Raw genomic sequence first — 15,869 nt, 5'->3', positions numbered from 1 at the left:
GTCGCACTCCACATCGAGGTGTTACATGTCTCAGGACAGCAGTGAACAAGCGCCCACCAGTGACGTAATCGCGCAGATGCGCAAGAAGTATGATGCAGATCCCCTATCGGTGCCCACCGATTGGCAGGATTATTTCAAAGCTGTCGAAAGTATGGAGGAGCTCAAGGCGACCTCTACTCCCGCACAGAGAGAGAAGGTGCAGGACCAGCCTGCAGAGCAAGTAGCAGACGAGACACGTTCTGATCTTCCCCCTCTTCCCCTCTCGAAGGTGGAGCCGCCAACTTCGCCGTATGCGGCAAATGCTCTGAAGGGCAACGGCGCGCTACTGGGGTCCGAGGGCGAAGTCGACCAGGTACAGCGACTGCGTGGCCCGGCGGGCGCCATCGTGAAGAATATGGAAACCTCTTTGAGCGTTCCGACCGCGACCTCTGCCCGGCAGATCCCAGCAAAAGTACTGATCGAAAATCGTTCGGTTATTAATAACCATCTAGCCAGAACTCGGGGCGGAAAGGTTTCCTTTACCCACCTAATCGGATACGCGGTGGTCGAGACCTTGACCAAGATGCCTTCTATGAACGTCCGTTACGAAGAGGTCGACGGCAAGCCCAACGTTCGCCAGTACGGACACGTGGGGTTCGGGTTAGCTATTGATCTACCGAAGAAGGACGGCACCCGCACTCTTATGGTGCCCGTGATCCACGAGGCTGACAGGTTAGATTTCCAGCAATTTGTGGCCGCCTATGAGGACCTTGTTGCGCGGACCCGTGCGGGCAAGCTCACCCCTAAGGATTTCCAGGGTGCCTCGATGACGCTGACTAACCCCGGCACCTTGGGAACAAGCCATTCCGTACCCAGGTTGATGGCCGGGCAGGGGACAATTATTGGCGTCGGCGCCACGGCGTATCCTGCCGAGTGGGCTGGCGCATCCCCGACCGTGCTGGCACGTATGGGGGTCGGCAAGGCCATGTATATGACTTCCACCTACGACCACCGGGTTATTCAGGGAGCTGCCTCCGGGGAATTCCTTCGTACTGTAGAGGAAAAGCTAACTGGCAAGGATGGCTTCTACGAACGTGTCTTCCGCGCCATGGAGGTACCCTACGAGCCTTTCGTCTTCCAGCAGGATTACGAGTACTCGCTTGAGACAGAGAAGGGCAAGCCTGCTCGCATTGCTGAGCTTATTCATGCCTATCGTTCTCGCGGACACCTTGCGGCAGATACTGACCCGCTGGCGTATCGGCAGCGTCGCCATCCCGACCTGTCTCTTGCTAACTACGGCCTAACTGTTTGGGATCTTGATCGATCCTTCCCCACCGGCGGATTCGGTGGAGCTGCAAATATGACTTTGCGGCAGATCCTTACCAGGCTGCGCGACACTTACACCCGTTCTATGGGCATTGAGTACATGCACATCCAGGATCCAGCCCAGCGGGCTTGGCTGCAGCGGCAAATTGAGACTCCTTACGAGAAGCCTTCCAAGGAAGCCCAGCGACACATTCTGTCCACTCTGTCTAGAGCCGAGGCATTCGAAACTTTCCTGCAGACCAAGTATGTCGGCCAGAAGCGTTTTTCTCTTGAGGGCGGCGAATCGCTGATCCCGCTGCTCGATACCGCTCTTACGGCTGCAGCGAGGCGCGGCCTTCCTGATGCTGTCATTGGCATGGCGCACCGTGGCCGCTTGAATGTGCTGGCCAATATTGGCGGAAAGTCCTACGGGCAGATCTTTTCTGAGTTTGAAGGCAATCAGGATCCACGCACGGTTCAAGGTAGCGGTGACGTGAAATACCACCTGGGCACAGAAGGGGTTTTCTCTGTCGAGGACGGCGTGGCTATCCGCGTAACTCTGGCGGCTAACCCATCTCACTTGGAGGCAGCCGACGGGGTGCTGGAAGGCATCTGCCGCGCCAAGTTAGACAAGATGGGGCAGGTTGACGACTACCCCGTTCTGCCGATTCTGATTCATGGGGATGCAGCTTTCGTTGGCCAGGGCGTGGTCTATGAGGTCTTGAATATGTCTCAGCTGCCTGCATACCGCGTCGGGGGTACCCTGCATGTCATTGTGAACAACCAGATTGGGTTCACAACCGGGCCAGCTTCTGGCAGGTCAACCCGCTATTGCACCGATATGGCAAGGGGGCTACAGATCCCTGTCTTCCACGTCAATGGAGATGACCCTGAAGAGGTGGTACGGGCTGCGAATCTAGCCTTCTCCTTCCGCGAAGAATTCCACAAGGATGTAATCATTGACATGGTCTGCTACCGTCGGCGCGGCCACAACGAGGGCGACGACCCCTCGATGACGCAGCCGATCATGTACAACCTGATCAATCAACTTCCTTCTACTCGGTCGGTGTATACCAAGAATTTGATTGGCCGTGGAGACATAACTGAAGAGGAGGCACGCGCCTCTTTGGCTGAGTACAACACCGAGATGAATCGCATCCTGACTGAGACTCGCGAACACGGCTGGTCCCCTGGGGAAGCCGCGTTGGAATTACCGGAATCTCAGCGTCCTGGAGCGGGCATGATGGTCGGTTGGGATACTGCGGTGCCACGGCAGGTAATCGAGCGCATCGGGGATGCCTACTTGCACGTTCCCGAGCACTTCACTCCTCACCCGAAGATGCGCAAGTTGATGGAACGACGCCACCAGATGAGCCGCGAAGGCAAGATCGATTGGGGCTTCGGCGAGCTGTTAGCGTTCGGCTCATTGCTGATCGAGGGAACCCCGGTGCGGATGTCTGGCGAGGATTGCCGTCGCGGCACATTCGTACAGCGCCATGCGGTTCTTCACGATCACGACACTGGACGCGAATGGACGCCGTTAGACTTTCTGACTCCGGATCAAAAGATGCTCTCCATATACGACTCTTCACTGTCGGAGTATGGGCCTCTTGCCTTTGAATATGGCTATTCTGTTGAGCGCCCGTCGGCCTTAGTGCTGTGGGAAGCGCAGTTTGGCGACTTCGTAAATGGAGCCCAATTGGTTGTGGATGAGTTCATTTCTGCAGCCGAGCAGAAGTGGGGCCAGCACGCTTCGCTGGTGATGCTTCTGCCACATGGCTATGAGGGGCAGGGCCCGGATCACTCTTCCGCCAGGATTGAGCGTTATTTGCAGCTTGCCGCGCAGAACAACATGCGCATTACTCAGCCTTCTACCCCGGCTCAGCATTTCCACTTGCTGAGGTCGCAGGCTTATCAGCGCCCGCGCAAACCACTGATCGTATTTACTCCGAAGCAGCTGCTTCGGCTGAATGCCGCCACCTCGCCAGTAGAGGACTTTACTCGCGGCTCGTTCCACGAGGTGCTCCAGGAGTCTCAGGATGAGGTGTTGGCGAACGCTTCCAACGTCGATCGGATCATCCTTACCTCCGGCAGGGTCTACTACGACTTAGTGAAGGCTCGCGCAAAAAGGAACGACAAATCGACCGCGATTGTTCGTCTGGAGCAGTACTATCCGCTTGCCGAAGAAGCGCTTGCTAAGGCTCTGGGCGCATTCCCGTCCTCGGCCGAGCTGGTGTGGGTCCAAGACGAACCGCGCAACATGGGGGCGTGGCCTTTCTTGGCCTTGAATATTACAGATGCGGCCACCGGAGGCCGAACCCTTCGCGTGGTATCAAGACCCTCCTCGGCAGCTCCTTCAGCCGGTACGGCTGCTATGCATGCTGAACAAAACGAGAGGCTCATGGAGGCCGCCTTCCAGCGATAGTTGTATTGGAGTGGGCAGCTAGCTGCCCACTCCTCTATTTGTGCGCACTTTGTAGGATGTAGTTGTGGATACCCCTCAGAATTTGATTGTGATTGGCGATGAGCTGGCCGCAGGTGCCGGAGATCCTCGCGCTCTAGGATGGGTTGGTCGGGTTATGGCCAGAACCCAGGCTGCCCGAGAAGTACAGACTTTCACGTTGGCAGTTCCCAACGAAACTTCGATAGATCTAGCCGATAGGTGGGAAGAGGAAGCTGCCAGGCGCTGTACCAAAGGCGCCATAAACAGGTTGCTAATAGGGATGGGAAGCGCGGATATTGCCGCTGGCCTCACTTCTCCTCGTTCGCGTCTTTCCCTGGCCAATATTTTGGATAAGGCTGCCGGTGCCAACATGCCCTGCTTTGTGGTGGGACCTCCCCCGCTACCGGCAGTAGAAAGCACTGGTCTGGCCAAGCTAAACCATGCGCTTGAGGACGTTTGCTCTAGGCGTTCCGTAACCTACGTTGACACTTTCACTCCGCTTAGTACTCACGATGGGTGGCTGTCAGAGGTCAACCAGTCTCCCACAGGGCTGCCCGGACAGGTTGGATACGGGCTGCTAGCATGGCTCGTCCTGCATTCAGGTTTCGGTTCCTGGATTGGAACAGAATGAAAAAATGCCGGTCCCGCGGGACCGGCATTTTTTCAACTACTACTTACTAGCCTGGCGCTTATCTGCCGTGCGGCACAGGGCTGCCACTACAGCGCCCGACAGGTTATGCCATACCGAGAAGACAGCCGCGGGCAAAGCTGCGGTCGGGCTCATGTACTGCATTGCGAGAGTTGCGGCCAAACCGGAATTCTGCATGCCCACCTCGATGGCGGTCGTACGAGAAGTGGTACGAGTCCCTCCAGTGAATTTCGAGGCGAAGAAGCCGAGCACATACCCAAAGCAGTTGTGCAGAACTACGGCCACGAAGACGACTACCGCCGAAGTGGCGATAGTTTCCTTAGACCCGGCGACCACCGTGGCAGCGATGACACTGATGGCTACAACCGATACCCAGGGCAGTGCCGGCTCTACCTTTTGCACTGCGGAATTGAAGAACGCCCTCAAAGCGAGGCCGCCTACGACCGGCAGAAGTACTACCTTGACGATCGACACTGCCATGGCGGCACCGCTCACCGGCATGTACTGACCTGCGAGCCACAGAGTCAACAAGGGGGTAAGTACCGGCGCTAGCAGCGTCGAGATGGAGGTCATCGTGACGGACAGAGCCACGTCGCCCCTAGCAAGATACGAAACCACGTTAGAGGAGGTTCCACCCGGCGCACACCCGACCAGGATGACACCGGCGGCTACCTCAGCGGGAAGCTGCATTACCCATACCAGCACTACGGCAAGCAGCGGCATGACCACATACTGCGAAACGACACCGATAAGAACAGGTAGCGGACGTTTGGCAACCAGCACGAAATCTGCCGGTTTTAGGGTAAGTCCCATGCCGAACATGACAACCCCTAGAAGGAGGTTAACCCAACCCTTTAGCGGCAAGACGACACTGGGAGCTGCAAAACCTACCAAGCCACCAATAATGACCAGAATAGGAAAACCTAGGGCAGCGATGTATGCTGCGCGTTCTTCTTTTTGCTGCACGGTTTGCGCAGACGCTGCTTTTTGCAGTGTAGCGGACATCTTCACTCCTATTCTGTTGCGCGTTCACCCAGCGTGAACGTTACAGAAACAGTAGTTGCCTGCTCAGTGACTGAGAATATATGTCCGAATAGTAGAACGACATTCTCTTTTTATTCATACCGGCTTCATCCAATCCCTACAGATTCGGCCAAAACAGCGTCGTTTCGTGAATAAATATTCAATACTTTTTGTCAAGAGATAAAAAAGAGCCCCACCGAAGTGGGGCTCTAAAACTCAGTTACTGAGGGCGTTTGCCATGGTTGGCAGGCTTGAACCTGCGATCCTTACGCTTGCGTCCACGCTTGCTCATGGGACACACTCCTTCCGGGTCGATAACCAAACCAGTTTCGCACATGCAACCCCGGAAAACCAAGCCAACCGGCTAGTAAGACTCCGAAATAGTAATAGACATCCCATTTTGGCCATCCGAAGCTGCAATGGTTCGAACGATTCTGCCGCGAAGACGTGCCGGCGCGCTCTCTCGGCACTGCCGAGCCATCAAAGCTCGCAGTTCCCGCTCCCCCTCAGCGTGGGCTGCACAATGCGGGCACCCACTTATGTGCGCCGCTAACCTGTGGATCTGGGACGGAGACAGAGTCTCGTCTACAAACTCGTATAGATCGGCCATTACCTCGTCGCAGCGACAATCATCGCTACCACATCCGCAGCTCATGATTCCTCCCCTTCTGCTACGTAATTCGCAAGAGCCTTGCGCAACCTGGATCGCCCTCTGTGCAATCGAGACATCACCGTTCCAGTGGGCGTGTCCATAATCTGCGCGATTTCTTTGTACGAGAAACCTTCCACATCCGCCAAAAAAACCGCGATCCTATAGTCCTCTGGCAGTTCCATCAAAGCCTCTCGAACCGTACCCTCTGGAAGTGCGGCAAGAGCTTCGACCTCGGCGGATAACAACCCCACAGAATCGTGACTAGCGGCCTTTGCAAGTTGCCAATCCTGCAACTCGCCAGCATCTGCGGTAGGTGGCCGGCGCTGTTCCTTGCGATATTTATTTATATAGGTGTTCCGCAGGATACGGAACAACCACGCTCGCAAGTTTGTTCCTGGCTTGTACTGGTCGAAAGCCGCGTACGCCTTGACCATGGCATCCTGCACTAGGTCCTCGGCGTCTGCCGGGTTCCTAGTGAAGCGCAATGCGCCGCGATACAGTTCATCCAGGTGAGGCAGAGCATCCTGTTCGAAACGCTGCCGGCGCTCGGCGACGGATTCTGCCGGCGCCCTCTTGGTTGTTTGTGTCATCACCTTTCAGCCTATCGCAGCACTCAGAACTAGTCTTTGCGAACTAACTAACTGAACACGAAGCCGCCCTGTTTTATTCCCGGACCAGATTTTATTTTTCCAATAGCTAGCGAAAAGCACCCAGGTGCGGTACCAATTGTTTTATGAGCATTTTACGCACTCTCGCCCGCACTATGATCGCCTCTCTTTTCGTCTCTGACGGCATCGACGCCGTTATCCACTCCGAAGAACACGTAGCGCGTTTTCGGTCTGTCTCTCCGAAACTAGAGAAGTGGGGACTTCCCCCAGTACTGGACTCTGACGCGCGCATGGTTACCCGTGTTGCCGGCGGAGTCACCACCGCTGCCGGGCTAGGTCTGATCTTCGGCATCAAGCCCCGTACTTGCGCGGCTGTGCTTGCCCTGTTGAACCTTCCGATCACCGCAGTGAATTATCCCGTCTTGTTTGCTGAGTCCGACAAGCGGAAGCAGAACCTGTCCATGGCGGTTACTCGGCTAGGCTTGACCGGCGGACTCCTACTGGCGGCTTACGATCGCGAAGGGGATCCGTCGCTAGGCTGGCGCTACCGGAACTACAAAGCATTGCGCGAAGCCGAAGCGGATGCAGCTATGGAACAAATCGAACAGATCGGGGATTAATGGCGCAGTGGTGGGAGGCCCCCTTAGCCCAAGGGCCGGTTTCTGGAGTAGTACGGATTCCCGGTTCTAAGTCTTTGACCGCCCGCCATCTAGTGTTGGCTGCCCTTTCGGACCAGCCCACTACCATCCGCGGTGCTCTCCGCTCGCGGGACACCACCTTGATGGTCGCCGCTCTTAAGCAGTTAGGCGTGGCCGTCTCCTGCCAAGGCGACGTTTGGACCGTACGTGGGGGCACCCTGCGTTCGAGCGGACAAATTGATTGTGGCCTCGCTGGAACCGTTATGCGCTTCGTGCTTCCTCTAGCGGCCATGGCGCAGGGTGACTGCATATTGGATGGGGACGAGGGCGCCCGAGTCCGTCCTATGGCAGGGCTGGTACAGGCTTTGCGGCGGATGGGAGCTCGGATCGATTCTCTCGGTGAAAGCGACCACCTCCCACTTGCTGTACACGGCAGCGCGCTTGAAGGGCCAGTCCGTGTCGATTCGAGTTCCACTAGCCAATTTCTTTCCGCACTGTTGCTCGCCAGTGCTGCCATGCCAAATCCACTGCGGGTTGAAGTAATGGGAAAGCTCCCCTCATTGCCGCATATTCGGATGACTATGCAGACACTAAGGGCCCATGCGGTACCGTGCGTGCAAGATGGTAACGCCTTCGTCGCTGGCGGCGTTCGCCCTGCAGGGGGAACCGTAACTATTGAACCGGATCTTTCCAACGCCGGCCCGTTCTTAGCCGCGGCCGCACTTACTGGCGGCACCGTTTCGATCCCCGATTGGCCCGCAGCTACTACACAGGTAGGAGCCCACTGGAAGAGCATCCTGACCGATTTTGGCGCTAGTGTCAGCCAGGAAGCAAACCGACTTACAGTGGAAGGAAAATCCCTTCGCGGGATCACCCGTGACATGTCTGCCGAGGGCGAGCTGGTGCCTACTGTCGTGGCGCTCGCACTCTTTGCAGAAGGCCCCACTCACCTGTATGGAATCGGGCATCTGCGCGGTCACGAAACAGACCGTCTTGCCGCCCTCGCCTGTGAAGGATGCAAGCTGGGAGCCCAGATCGAGGAAGGCCCTGATTTCCTAACTATTACTCCGGGCACTCCAAGACCGGCAAGAATCAATACTTATGAAGATCACCGAATGGCTACTTTTGCTGCGATTGCGGGGCTAAGGACTGCGGTCAAGGTAGAAAATATTGCCACTACCGCAAAGACACTGCCTGATTTTGCCCGGATGTGGAGGGGACTAAATGGGTTGGCGTGATATTGGCACGGACGATCCCAGGGTGAAGGTACGCCCCGCGCGTTCATCTAGACCTAGGTCCAAGAAACGGCCAGATTATTCAAAAGCCGAGATCGCTTCGGTAGTTGCCGTAGATAGAGGGCGTTTCACCCTTTCTTTAAAGAACAATCTCCTTCACGCGGTAAAGGCCCGCGAACTTGGACGACGCGCTGTAATCGTAGGCGATAGGGTGCGCGTTGTTGGAGACTTGTCCGGATCGAAAGGATCCCTAGCTCGCATCGTCGTCGTCGAGGAACGGAGCACCGTGTTGATGCGCTCTACTGAAGACGACGCAAGTAAAGGCACCGAGAAACCTATGGTTGCCAACGCAACTCAAATGGCAATCGTAACTGCCCTGGCAGATCCGCCTCCGCGCACGGGCATGATTGACAGGTGCCTTGTGGCAGCGGTTTCGGCGGGCATAAAACCCCTCCTAGTGCTTACAAAAGCCGATCTAGCCCAGCCCGAAGAGGCGCTCACTTTCTACAAGAATCTGGATATTGGTTTTGTCTCTACCTCGGTAACTGAAAATGGCATTGTGGGACTAGCAGAACTGGAGGCACAGCTAAAAGACAACTTGACAGTTCTGGTAGGCCACTCTGGGGTGGGCAAGTCAACACTGATCAATGCCCTTATTCCGCAGGCAGATCGGGCAACCGGCCATGTCAATGCCGTGACCGGCCGAGGGCGACATACTTCCACTTCAGCGGTTGCCTTACCGTTGAAGGACGATTCTGGATGGGTAGTCGATACCCCCGGGGTCCGTTCCTTTGGATTAGCGCATGTTGAACCTGACGAATTGTTAGCTGGCTTCACTGACCTTGCCGAAGTCGCGCAGGAGTACTGTCCGCGTGGGTGTTCCCACGGTGCGGATGCACCTGATTGCGCACTGGATGCGAAACAGGTCTCGCGTGAACGAGTCGCCTCGTTCCGTCGCCTGCTGGCTTCTAGGGAAGCGGGGCTGGAATCTTGGGAGCGGTCCTAAGGTCTGTCCTCATTAGTCGGAGGCGGGGCATAACCTTAGTGGTATGAAGTTCATCCACACTTCCGACTGGCATCTGGGACGCACATTGCACGGGGCAGACATGGTGCCGGCCCAGCGGCTCTTTATAGATTCCTTGGTGGATCTTGCCAAAGAACACCGGGTAGATGCGGTGCTAATTAGCGGCGACGTATATGACCGGGCACTGCCGTCAGCAGGGGCGGTAGAACTGTTAGAAGATGCCCTGCACCGGCTTACCAAGTTCACCCGAGTAATCTACTGTCCCGGCAACCATGACTCCGCCAAGCGGCTGGGATTCGGAGCAGAATTCTTTAGGGACGAACTAGTAGTGGTATCGCGGCTGTCCCAGGTCGGAAAAGCGGTGCCGGTAGCAGACGGAGTCGTCTATCCTCTCCCCTATCTAGAACCAATAGCTGCCAGTCATTTCTTTGGTACTGCCACAACTCATCAGGATGTGATGAGCGCGGCTATGCAACTCGTTTCCCAGGATTTGCAGCAACGACGCCAGAAAGACCCGTCTCTACCTGCCGTTGTAATGGCCCATGCTTTCGTTTTAGGGGGCATAAGTTCCGATTCAGAAAGAGACATCTCTATCGGAGGCGTGGAAGCAGTATCTGCTGACCTATTTGAAAAAATGTCATATGTGGCTTTGGGACATTTGCATCGCTATCAGCATCTCCAAGGGCCAGTTCCTATCTACTACTCGGGTTCGCCCGTGCCGTATTCATTTTCCGAGGCTGGTACTGCAAAGTGCGCTCTACTCGTTGCCTGCCAAGATGGCAATACGACAGTTACCAGGCTACCTATCCCACAGGTACGCCCCATAGCCACTATCACAGGCACTTTAGAAGAGCTTCTTTCGCCCGCTTTTGCCTCTTATCAAGATGCGTGGGTGGCGGCACAAGTCACCGATGTTTCGCGGCCCCCCAATCTTCATCGGCAGTTACTGGAGCGTTTTCCACATTTGCTGACTGTCCAGTTTGTAGGTGCGCAGCGGCGTCCGTCTCTACCTACAACCACGGTGGTCCAGCAGGATCCGGTACAGGTGACCATTGATTTTGCCCAGCAGGTCGGCAGGAAAGAACTTACGCAGAAGGGCAAGCAAATTGTCGAGCAGATCTGGTACCAGGTAAGGAAGGGCGACGAGCATGCGGCTTCTTAGACTATCTTTTTCCGGGATTGGTCCTTTCCCCGGGCGCCAAGACATAGATTTTGAAGAATTTGAGCCCGAGGGAATCATGCTTATTACAGGCCCTACCGGAGGCGGTAAGACGACTATTCTAGATGCCGTAGTGTTCGCTCTATACGGCCGTCTTTCCAGCCAAAATGCTGATCCCGCCCGAATGCGCTCTACTTTATGTGCTCCCACTGAAGAAACCTGGGTTGAACTAGATTTTGAAGTGTCTTCTGGGCAGTACAGAGTCCGCCGCTCGCCCGCATACGAAAGGCCCAAGAAGCGGGGCGATGGCTTTACCTTGCATCGCACTACCGCGCATCTGATTCGCATTGACGATCCGGCGAATCCGCTTGCGACCCGCCCTGTAGATGTTGGCCCGGCTATCTTAGAACTGGTAGGCCTCACAGGGGAACAGTTCTGTCAGACCGTGATTCTGCCTCAGGGAAAATTCGATACGTTCCTCAGGGCGAAGTCTGACGATCGCAAGAAAGTGCTCGAATCTATCTTCCGCACCCAAGACTACGCTCGTTTCGAGGACGCATTACGCGAGAGCGCGAAGGATGCACAGGCAGTCGCAAAGGATGCTTCTGCCGCCCTCAATAGTGCGTGGTCAGAGTATTTGGACCAAATACAGGAAAAGGGAATAGAGCTTAGCGAGAGGTCACCTCACGCTGCCCGAGCCGCCGTTGCGCAGGCAATGGATGCCTCGGTAGAGACCGCTAAAAGCGGCCTTGCCAAAGCCAAAGATCAAGAGCAAAAGGCCGCCGCTGCATTAACCCACGGGGAGCAGGTAATTGAGGCCAAAGCACAATTCTCTCTGCTAAAGCAAACTCTGCATACGCTGGAGCAAGAAGCCTCGCTCAGAGAGCGCCAGCAGCTCACTCTCGATGCTGCTGCTCGCTCTAAAGAGGTACTGGGCAAAAACTCAATACATGAGCACGATCTGGCTGCTAAGGAAGACGCTGAGCAAGCCGTGACCGAAGCTGAAGAAATCTTGACTCAGGCCGTAGCGGAGGTTTCGTTTTATCGCGGTGACTTGCGGGAAAAGGCTGGCCAGTACGCAGCAGAACTAGTGCCACTAGTAGGCGTAGAAGCAGACCTGAAAAATAGACAAGAAGAACTACACACGCTCCAAGATAAAGCTGCGGCGGCAAGCAAAGGGGGCCAGGAATGCTCTGCCAAGGCTGCAAAGGCGCACCAGGTAGTCGAGCACGTGAAGCTACAGGTCTTGGCTTCCCAGAATGCATCCAAGGCAATGCAGGAGCACGGCGAAAAACTAGAAAAGCTACAGGCCCAGCATCAGGCACACGAGGAATGGAAAGAGGCTGCAAAAGCCCTATCAGATGCCGCTGAGCAGAAAATTGCCGCGGCACGTGCCTGGGACACGGCCAAATCCAAGGAGGCACACCTAGTTACGCAGCGGCTGCAGGGGCTTGCGTCTCAGGTAGCCTCCCACTTGCAAGATGGGGTTCCCTGCCCCGCCTGCGGTTCTTTGTCGCACCCGCATCCTGCTGAGGAGGGCGCCCAAACTGTGTCCCTGGATCGCCTAAGCGAGGCATACAAAGAAACTGCTAGAGCCGAAGAGCTATTCAACGCTGCAAAGAGTAGGCACGAACAAGCCTTAGAACGCACTACTAAAGCTCAAGCGGAAATATCAATCGCGCAGGAGGTACTTGCGCCCCAGCTGCAGTTGGAACGAACGCTCTTCGAGCAGGCCGAACGGCAAGCAAATAAACTGGAAGGCTATCAGAACAAGCTCCAAGAAGAACAGAATAAGAAGGCGCAATACGACACCGAAGTTGCCCTCAATAAACAGGCTTTGCAGGAACTACAGCAAAGGATCCACTCTCTTACAGAGTCAATCAGTAAGCTAAAAGGTCAAATAGCGCCGCTTACCCAAAACGGAATCACTGTTCGGCAATTGCACGACAAACTGGTGCAGATTCACACTTTAGGTGACCGCCAACTACTCAACATCAAGCATCTGGAGCATGCAAAGGTAGCTGCCGAGACATCCGGCGAGGAGCTAATCCGGTCGCTGAAGAAAAACAACTTTCCTACCGTCGAGGACGCGCAGAAGGCGGCTTTGGACAAAGAGGCAGAATCTGGTCTTCGCAGCCAAATTGCCGATTGGAAAGCACAAAAACAATCTTGTTCGCAGCGTCTTTCTGAGCCCAAGTTAGTTGCACTGGCAGCAGAGAACAGTCCCGATACCGTAGCCCTGCAAAATGCTAAAGACTCTGCCACTGCCACGGCTGACGCGCAAAACCAGCAGCTCGGAAAGCTGCTAGCTGAGCGGGACCAACTGCTTCGAGCAGTAGAGCGAATTAGCTCAGCTACCGACCATTTGGATAGCCTAACTGCCGAGCACAAAGATCTACTTTGGCTTTTCGAACTGGTCAACGCTGGCCCAGCAAACCAAGATTCAATTCCGCTTTCTACCTGGGTACTACTCGAGCGATTGAACCAGATTCTTGCCGTTGCGAATCCACATCTGCAGGCCATGTCCGCGGGTAGGTATGAGCTCGTGCGCACCGATTCTGACGGGGGACGTTCTGTAAATCAAGCTCTCTCACTAGCCGTTAGGGACCATTACTCGGATACAGAACGCAAAACCTCATCGCTATCTGGCGGGGAAATGTTCTACTGTTCGCTCGCCCTCTCGCTAGCACTAGCTGAGGTAGTTAGCTATGAGGCAGGGGGAATAGTAATCCAAACGATGCTTATCGACGAGGGATTTGGAAGCCTAGATCCCCAAAAACTGGACTCTGTGATGGATCAGCTCCGTGTCAGTAGTGCTGGCAGATTAGTTGGCATCATCTCTCACGTCCGCGAGTTAGCAAACCAGGTGGGCCCGAAAGTGCAGGTAATTGCCTCAGAGCAGGGATCCCGGTTGAAACTTAATCTGCCAACTCGGCGATAAGATTTTGCCGTTCTACTATGTCGTACCATTCCAGTGCTTCGGCGCCAGCCTCTTCCCACTTGCCAGCGGCGACTAGCGCACGTCCTTCAGTGCCGTCTACATGGATTGACACGACATCCTCCCAGGAAAGGCTTGCGGGCTGCACCATGCCGTGGCCCACTTCGGTAGCCTCGCAATCTGCCGCAGCAACAATGCGCATGTCAGCCCCGAGTTCCTTACAAAGTCCAGCTGCAACCATCATGGATATGAATTCGTAATCCTCGATGTCAAAGCCTTCTTCGTGGTATTTTCGCTGAAATTCTTCCGTGGCAGCAACAGCGTTACGCGATGGCAGTTCCAGGTCGGCTAGTTCGGTCCTCAGCAAGGGAAGATATATACGCATGGCCCTATTTTCGCATGTCCTTACGGGATCTGTAACTTCGCTCCCCCGTTATACGGTCGACCAGCTTCGAAATAGCTACAGCCTCGTATGGTCTAGCCTCCAGTAATGCCTGAGCAATCCCCTCCGCATCAAAGTCAATCCCTACGATCTTGGCATGGGCAAAACGTGCAACCACATCCCCCACGTGTCTCTCGCGCATTCCTGGGATTACGCCCGTACCAGTCACAGCTACAGTGTCCGGCTTGCGCCCTCGATCTGCCTCGTCTCCATATGCTGCGAGTAGCCGCCGAATAGCAATTGGGTCAGCACGTCCGACAAGCACTTGGTGATCACAGTTATTTAGGATGGCTTCCAGAACGTCGTCACGGGCAGGCCCAAAAACAGTACCGGACTCATCTGGATCGGTTCTTGCAGCAGTATCCACAACAACCCATTCGAACATGGTCGCAGCTACCTCAAGGATTCTGCTGATGGTGCCTCCGGGCACCTCCTGCCACCTATGCGCTCTGTTTAGCCCAGTTAGTACCTTGAAGCCAGCCGATTCCTCGACGATTAGGTCCAATTCCATCTGGTCTAAGGCTCCCCGATCAGCCAATCTTGCCGCTGCTGCAATGCCAGCTCCAAAATCGTCCAGCCCCAATGTCATTGCCACAGACGGGGCAGTAATATCGGCATCGATCAGCAGCACGGAATGACGCTGCGCCAATGCGCCAGCGATTCCCGCAGCTAAGGTGGTACGCCCCGGAGATCCTATCGGGGACGTGATTACTACTATCTTTCCGAGAGGCGTCTCCTCACCGGATTCCTGCTTATCGCTTTCGGTCGAGGGCGTAGCGAGGGAGGTACTTGCAGCCTTGGAAATGACCGCGGCAACCCTGTTTAAGATTGCCGTCTTATCTGGGGGAACGACACGCGCAGGACCAAATTCTTCAATAGCAGAGGAGACAACCAGCGTGTGCATGCCGGCCTCTTCTAGGCGTTCTACAGTCGAGATTGTAAGTCCGTCTACTTCCCCCGAGATGATCGCTACAGAACCGAGTCCAGCTTCAGCCGCTGCAAGTAGCTCCGTAAGATCGGCGCATCTACGTTGAACGGCTATGTCCCGACCGGCAGAGATCGACCGGACAAGATCAACTTCTAACTCGCCTTCAAGGCATAGCAAGACCCCGATCATCGGTGTTTCGCCACCGCTACTATCTTGGATCCTTTCCCCTGTGCGGCTAGCACTCTGGAAACGGATTCTCCCGGCACCCTAACTTCGAGTTTTACCCCGTCACTGAACGCCCTCTCGTCCTCTTTAGAAGAGACGAGTCCGGCCACGCACATAAGTTGCGGTTCTTGGGATTGTCCCGAGTCGGAATTTGCCACCTCCCACAGTTCTATCTGGTCACCGGCCTTGACGGATGCGGGAAGAGAAGACGCGGCGGTGACCATCATTGGCCTGGAGGTAACAGCGTCAGCATTAGCAACAGCTGCTTTTGGAATAATCTCCCCTTTTCCTACCGGCCTCGCCAGCGGTCGATTCTCTTTTAGTTCTGAAGCCGCTAGGTAGATATCGCCCTTCCCTGCAAAACCATCAGCGACAATAGTATTTGCCTCACTCAGGACCGTGCCGGCGGCCAAGTCACTTCTTGCCTGCAACATTGCAGGACCGGATGCAGAGCGATCTAGAATGAACCAACCCGCTAGGGCCGACCCGATTATCAGAATAATTCCCGCTAGGAGTCGGGGATCGCGAAGCCTCATTGCATTAGCCATCTTGTCTCCAGTTGCCGTTTTTTGCCTTTCCTATTTTGCCCGGGTTTTTCCCGATGCGAAAGCGGAAAAGTCA

General features: G+C 55.4%; 14 protein-coding genes. 7 read left to right on the top strand and 7 right to left on the bottom strand.

Annotated features, from left to right (window positions below; all coding sequences use genetic code 11):
* The first annotated feature begins 25 nt into the window (after positions 1 to 25).
* Positions 26 to 3,709, top strand: a complete 3,684-nt coding sequence (locus tag AC1EKG_RS03750) for a multifunctional oxoglutarate decarboxylase/oxoglutarate dehydrogenase thiamine pyrophosphate-binding subunit/dihydrolipoyllysine-residue succinyltransferase subunit (RefSeq protein ID WP_101485659.1) — start codon at positions 26 to 28, stop codon at positions 3,707 to 3,709.
* A gap of 64 nt (positions 3,710 to 3,773) precedes the next feature.
* A complete protein-coding gene (locus tag AC1EKG_RS03745) occupies positions 3,774 to 4,358 on the top strand; it encodes a GDSL-type esterase/lipase family protein (protein ID WP_004806067.1) in 585 nt (194 codons plus the stop codon).
* A gap of 39 nt (positions 4,359 to 4,397) precedes the next feature.
* Here the strand turns inward: AC1EKG_RS03745 and AC1EKG_RS03740 are convergent, their stop codons facing one another.
* The 4 genes from AC1EKG_RS03740 to AC1EKG_RS03725 form a co-directional block, all read right to left on the bottom strand.
* Positions 4,398 to 5,381: a bile acid:sodium symporter family protein gene (locus AC1EKG_RS03740; protein WP_004806065.1), complete on the bottom strand. Its 984-nt coding sequence runs from the start codon at positions 5,379 to 5,381 to the stop codon at positions 4,398 to 4,400.
* Positions 5,382 to 5,619: 238 nt separating this feature from the next.
* On the bottom strand, positions 5,620 to 5,691 hold the full coding sequence (locus AC1EKG_RS03735; protein ID WP_391592316.1) for a 50S ribosomal protein bL37: 72 nt from the start codon (positions 5,689 to 5,691) through the stop codon (positions 5,620 to 5,622).
* Positions 5,692 to 5,763: 72 nt separating this feature from the next.
* Positions 5,764 to 6,054: a mycothiol system anti-sigma-R factor gene (gene rsrA, locus AC1EKG_RS03730; RefSeq protein WP_004806064.1), complete on the bottom strand. Its 291-nt coding sequence runs from the start codon at positions 6,052 to 6,054 to the stop codon at positions 5,764 to 5,766.
* The gene (locus AC1EKG_RS03725; protein WP_004806062.1) at positions 6,051 to 6,641 is read right to left on the bottom strand and encodes a sigma-70 family RNA polymerase sigma factor; all 591 of its coding nucleotides are present in this window, start codon (positions 6,639 to 6,641) and stop codon (positions 6,051 to 6,053) included. Before AC1EKG_RS03725 ends, rsrA begins: the two co-directional genes overlap by 4 nt.
* Before the next feature lie 143 nt (positions 6,642 to 6,784).
* Here AC1EKG_RS03725 and AC1EKG_RS03720 point away from each other — a divergent pair, with 143 nt between their 5' ends.
* The 5 genes from AC1EKG_RS03720 to AC1EKG_RS03700 are packed head-to-tail and all read left to right on the top strand — an operon-like array spanning position 6,785 to position 13,656.
* Positions 6,785 to 7,279, top strand: a complete 495-nt coding sequence (locus AC1EKG_RS03720) for a DoxX family protein (protein ID WP_004806061.1) — start codon at positions 6,785 to 6,787, stop codon at positions 7,277 to 7,279.
* Complete coding sequence (aroA, locus tag AC1EKG_RS03715; protein ID WP_004806060.1) at positions 7,279 to 8,535, top strand: 3-phosphoshikimate 1-carboxyvinyltransferase; 1,257 nt, start codon at positions 7,279 to 7,281, stop codon at positions 8,533 to 8,535. Before AC1EKG_RS03720 ends, aroA begins: the two co-directional genes overlap by 1 nt.
* Positions 8,522 to 9,538, top strand: coding sequence for a ribosome small subunit-dependent GTPase A (gene rsgA / locus AC1EKG_RS03710; RefSeq protein WP_004806058.1), 1,017 nt, complete (start codon positions 8,522 to 8,524; stop codon positions 9,536 to 9,538). The genes aroA and rsgA overlap by 14 nt, the downstream gene beginning before the upstream one ends.
* Positions 9,539 to 9,581: 43 nt before the next feature.
* Positions 9,582 to 10,718, top strand: a complete 1,137-nt coding sequence (locus tag AC1EKG_RS03705; RefSeq protein ID WP_004806056.1) for an exonuclease SbcCD subunit D — start codon at positions 9,582 to 9,584, stop codon at positions 10,716 to 10,718.
* Positions 10,705 to 13,656 carry an AAA family ATPase gene (locus AC1EKG_RS03700; protein ID WP_004806055.1) on the top strand — a complete coding sequence of 984 codons (2,952 nt, stop codon included), beginning with the start codon at positions 10,705 to 10,707 and terminating at the stop codon, positions 13,654 to 13,656. Before AC1EKG_RS03705 ends, AC1EKG_RS03700 begins: the two co-directional genes overlap by 14 nt.
* On the opposite strand, the gene AC1EKG_RS03695 is transcribed toward AC1EKG_RS03700, so the two are convergent.
* Genes AC1EKG_RS03695 through AC1EKG_RS03685 form a run of 3 tightly spaced genes read right to left on the bottom strand, consistent with a single transcriptional unit; the run spans position 13,634 to position 15,784 of the window.
* Positions 13,634 to 14,038 carry a DUF6912 family protein gene (locus AC1EKG_RS03695; protein ID WP_004806052.1) on the bottom strand — a complete coding sequence of 135 codons (405 nt, stop codon included), beginning with the start codon at positions 14,036 to 14,038 and terminating at the stop codon, positions 13,634 to 13,636. The two genes, AC1EKG_RS03700 and AC1EKG_RS03695, sit on opposite strands and share 23 nt — an antisense overlap.
* A gap of 4 nt (positions 14,039 to 14,042) precedes the next feature.
* Positions 14,043 to 15,212, bottom strand: coding sequence for a CpaE/TadZ family protein (locus tag AC1EKG_RS03690; protein ID WP_004806051.1), 1,170 nt, complete (start codon positions 15,210 to 15,212; stop codon positions 14,043 to 14,045).
* On the bottom strand, positions 15,209 to 15,784 hold the full coding sequence (locus AC1EKG_RS03685; protein WP_141740527.1) for a hypothetical protein: 576 nt from the start codon (positions 15,782 to 15,784) through the stop codon (positions 15,209 to 15,211). Before AC1EKG_RS03685 ends, AC1EKG_RS03690 begins: the two co-directional genes overlap by 4 nt.
* Positions 15,785 to 15,869 lie beyond the last annotated feature (85 nt).

The organism is Winkia sp. C0117E2, from assembly GCF_056590455.1.
This window is presented reverse-complemented; position numbering and strand designations above follow the sequence as displayed.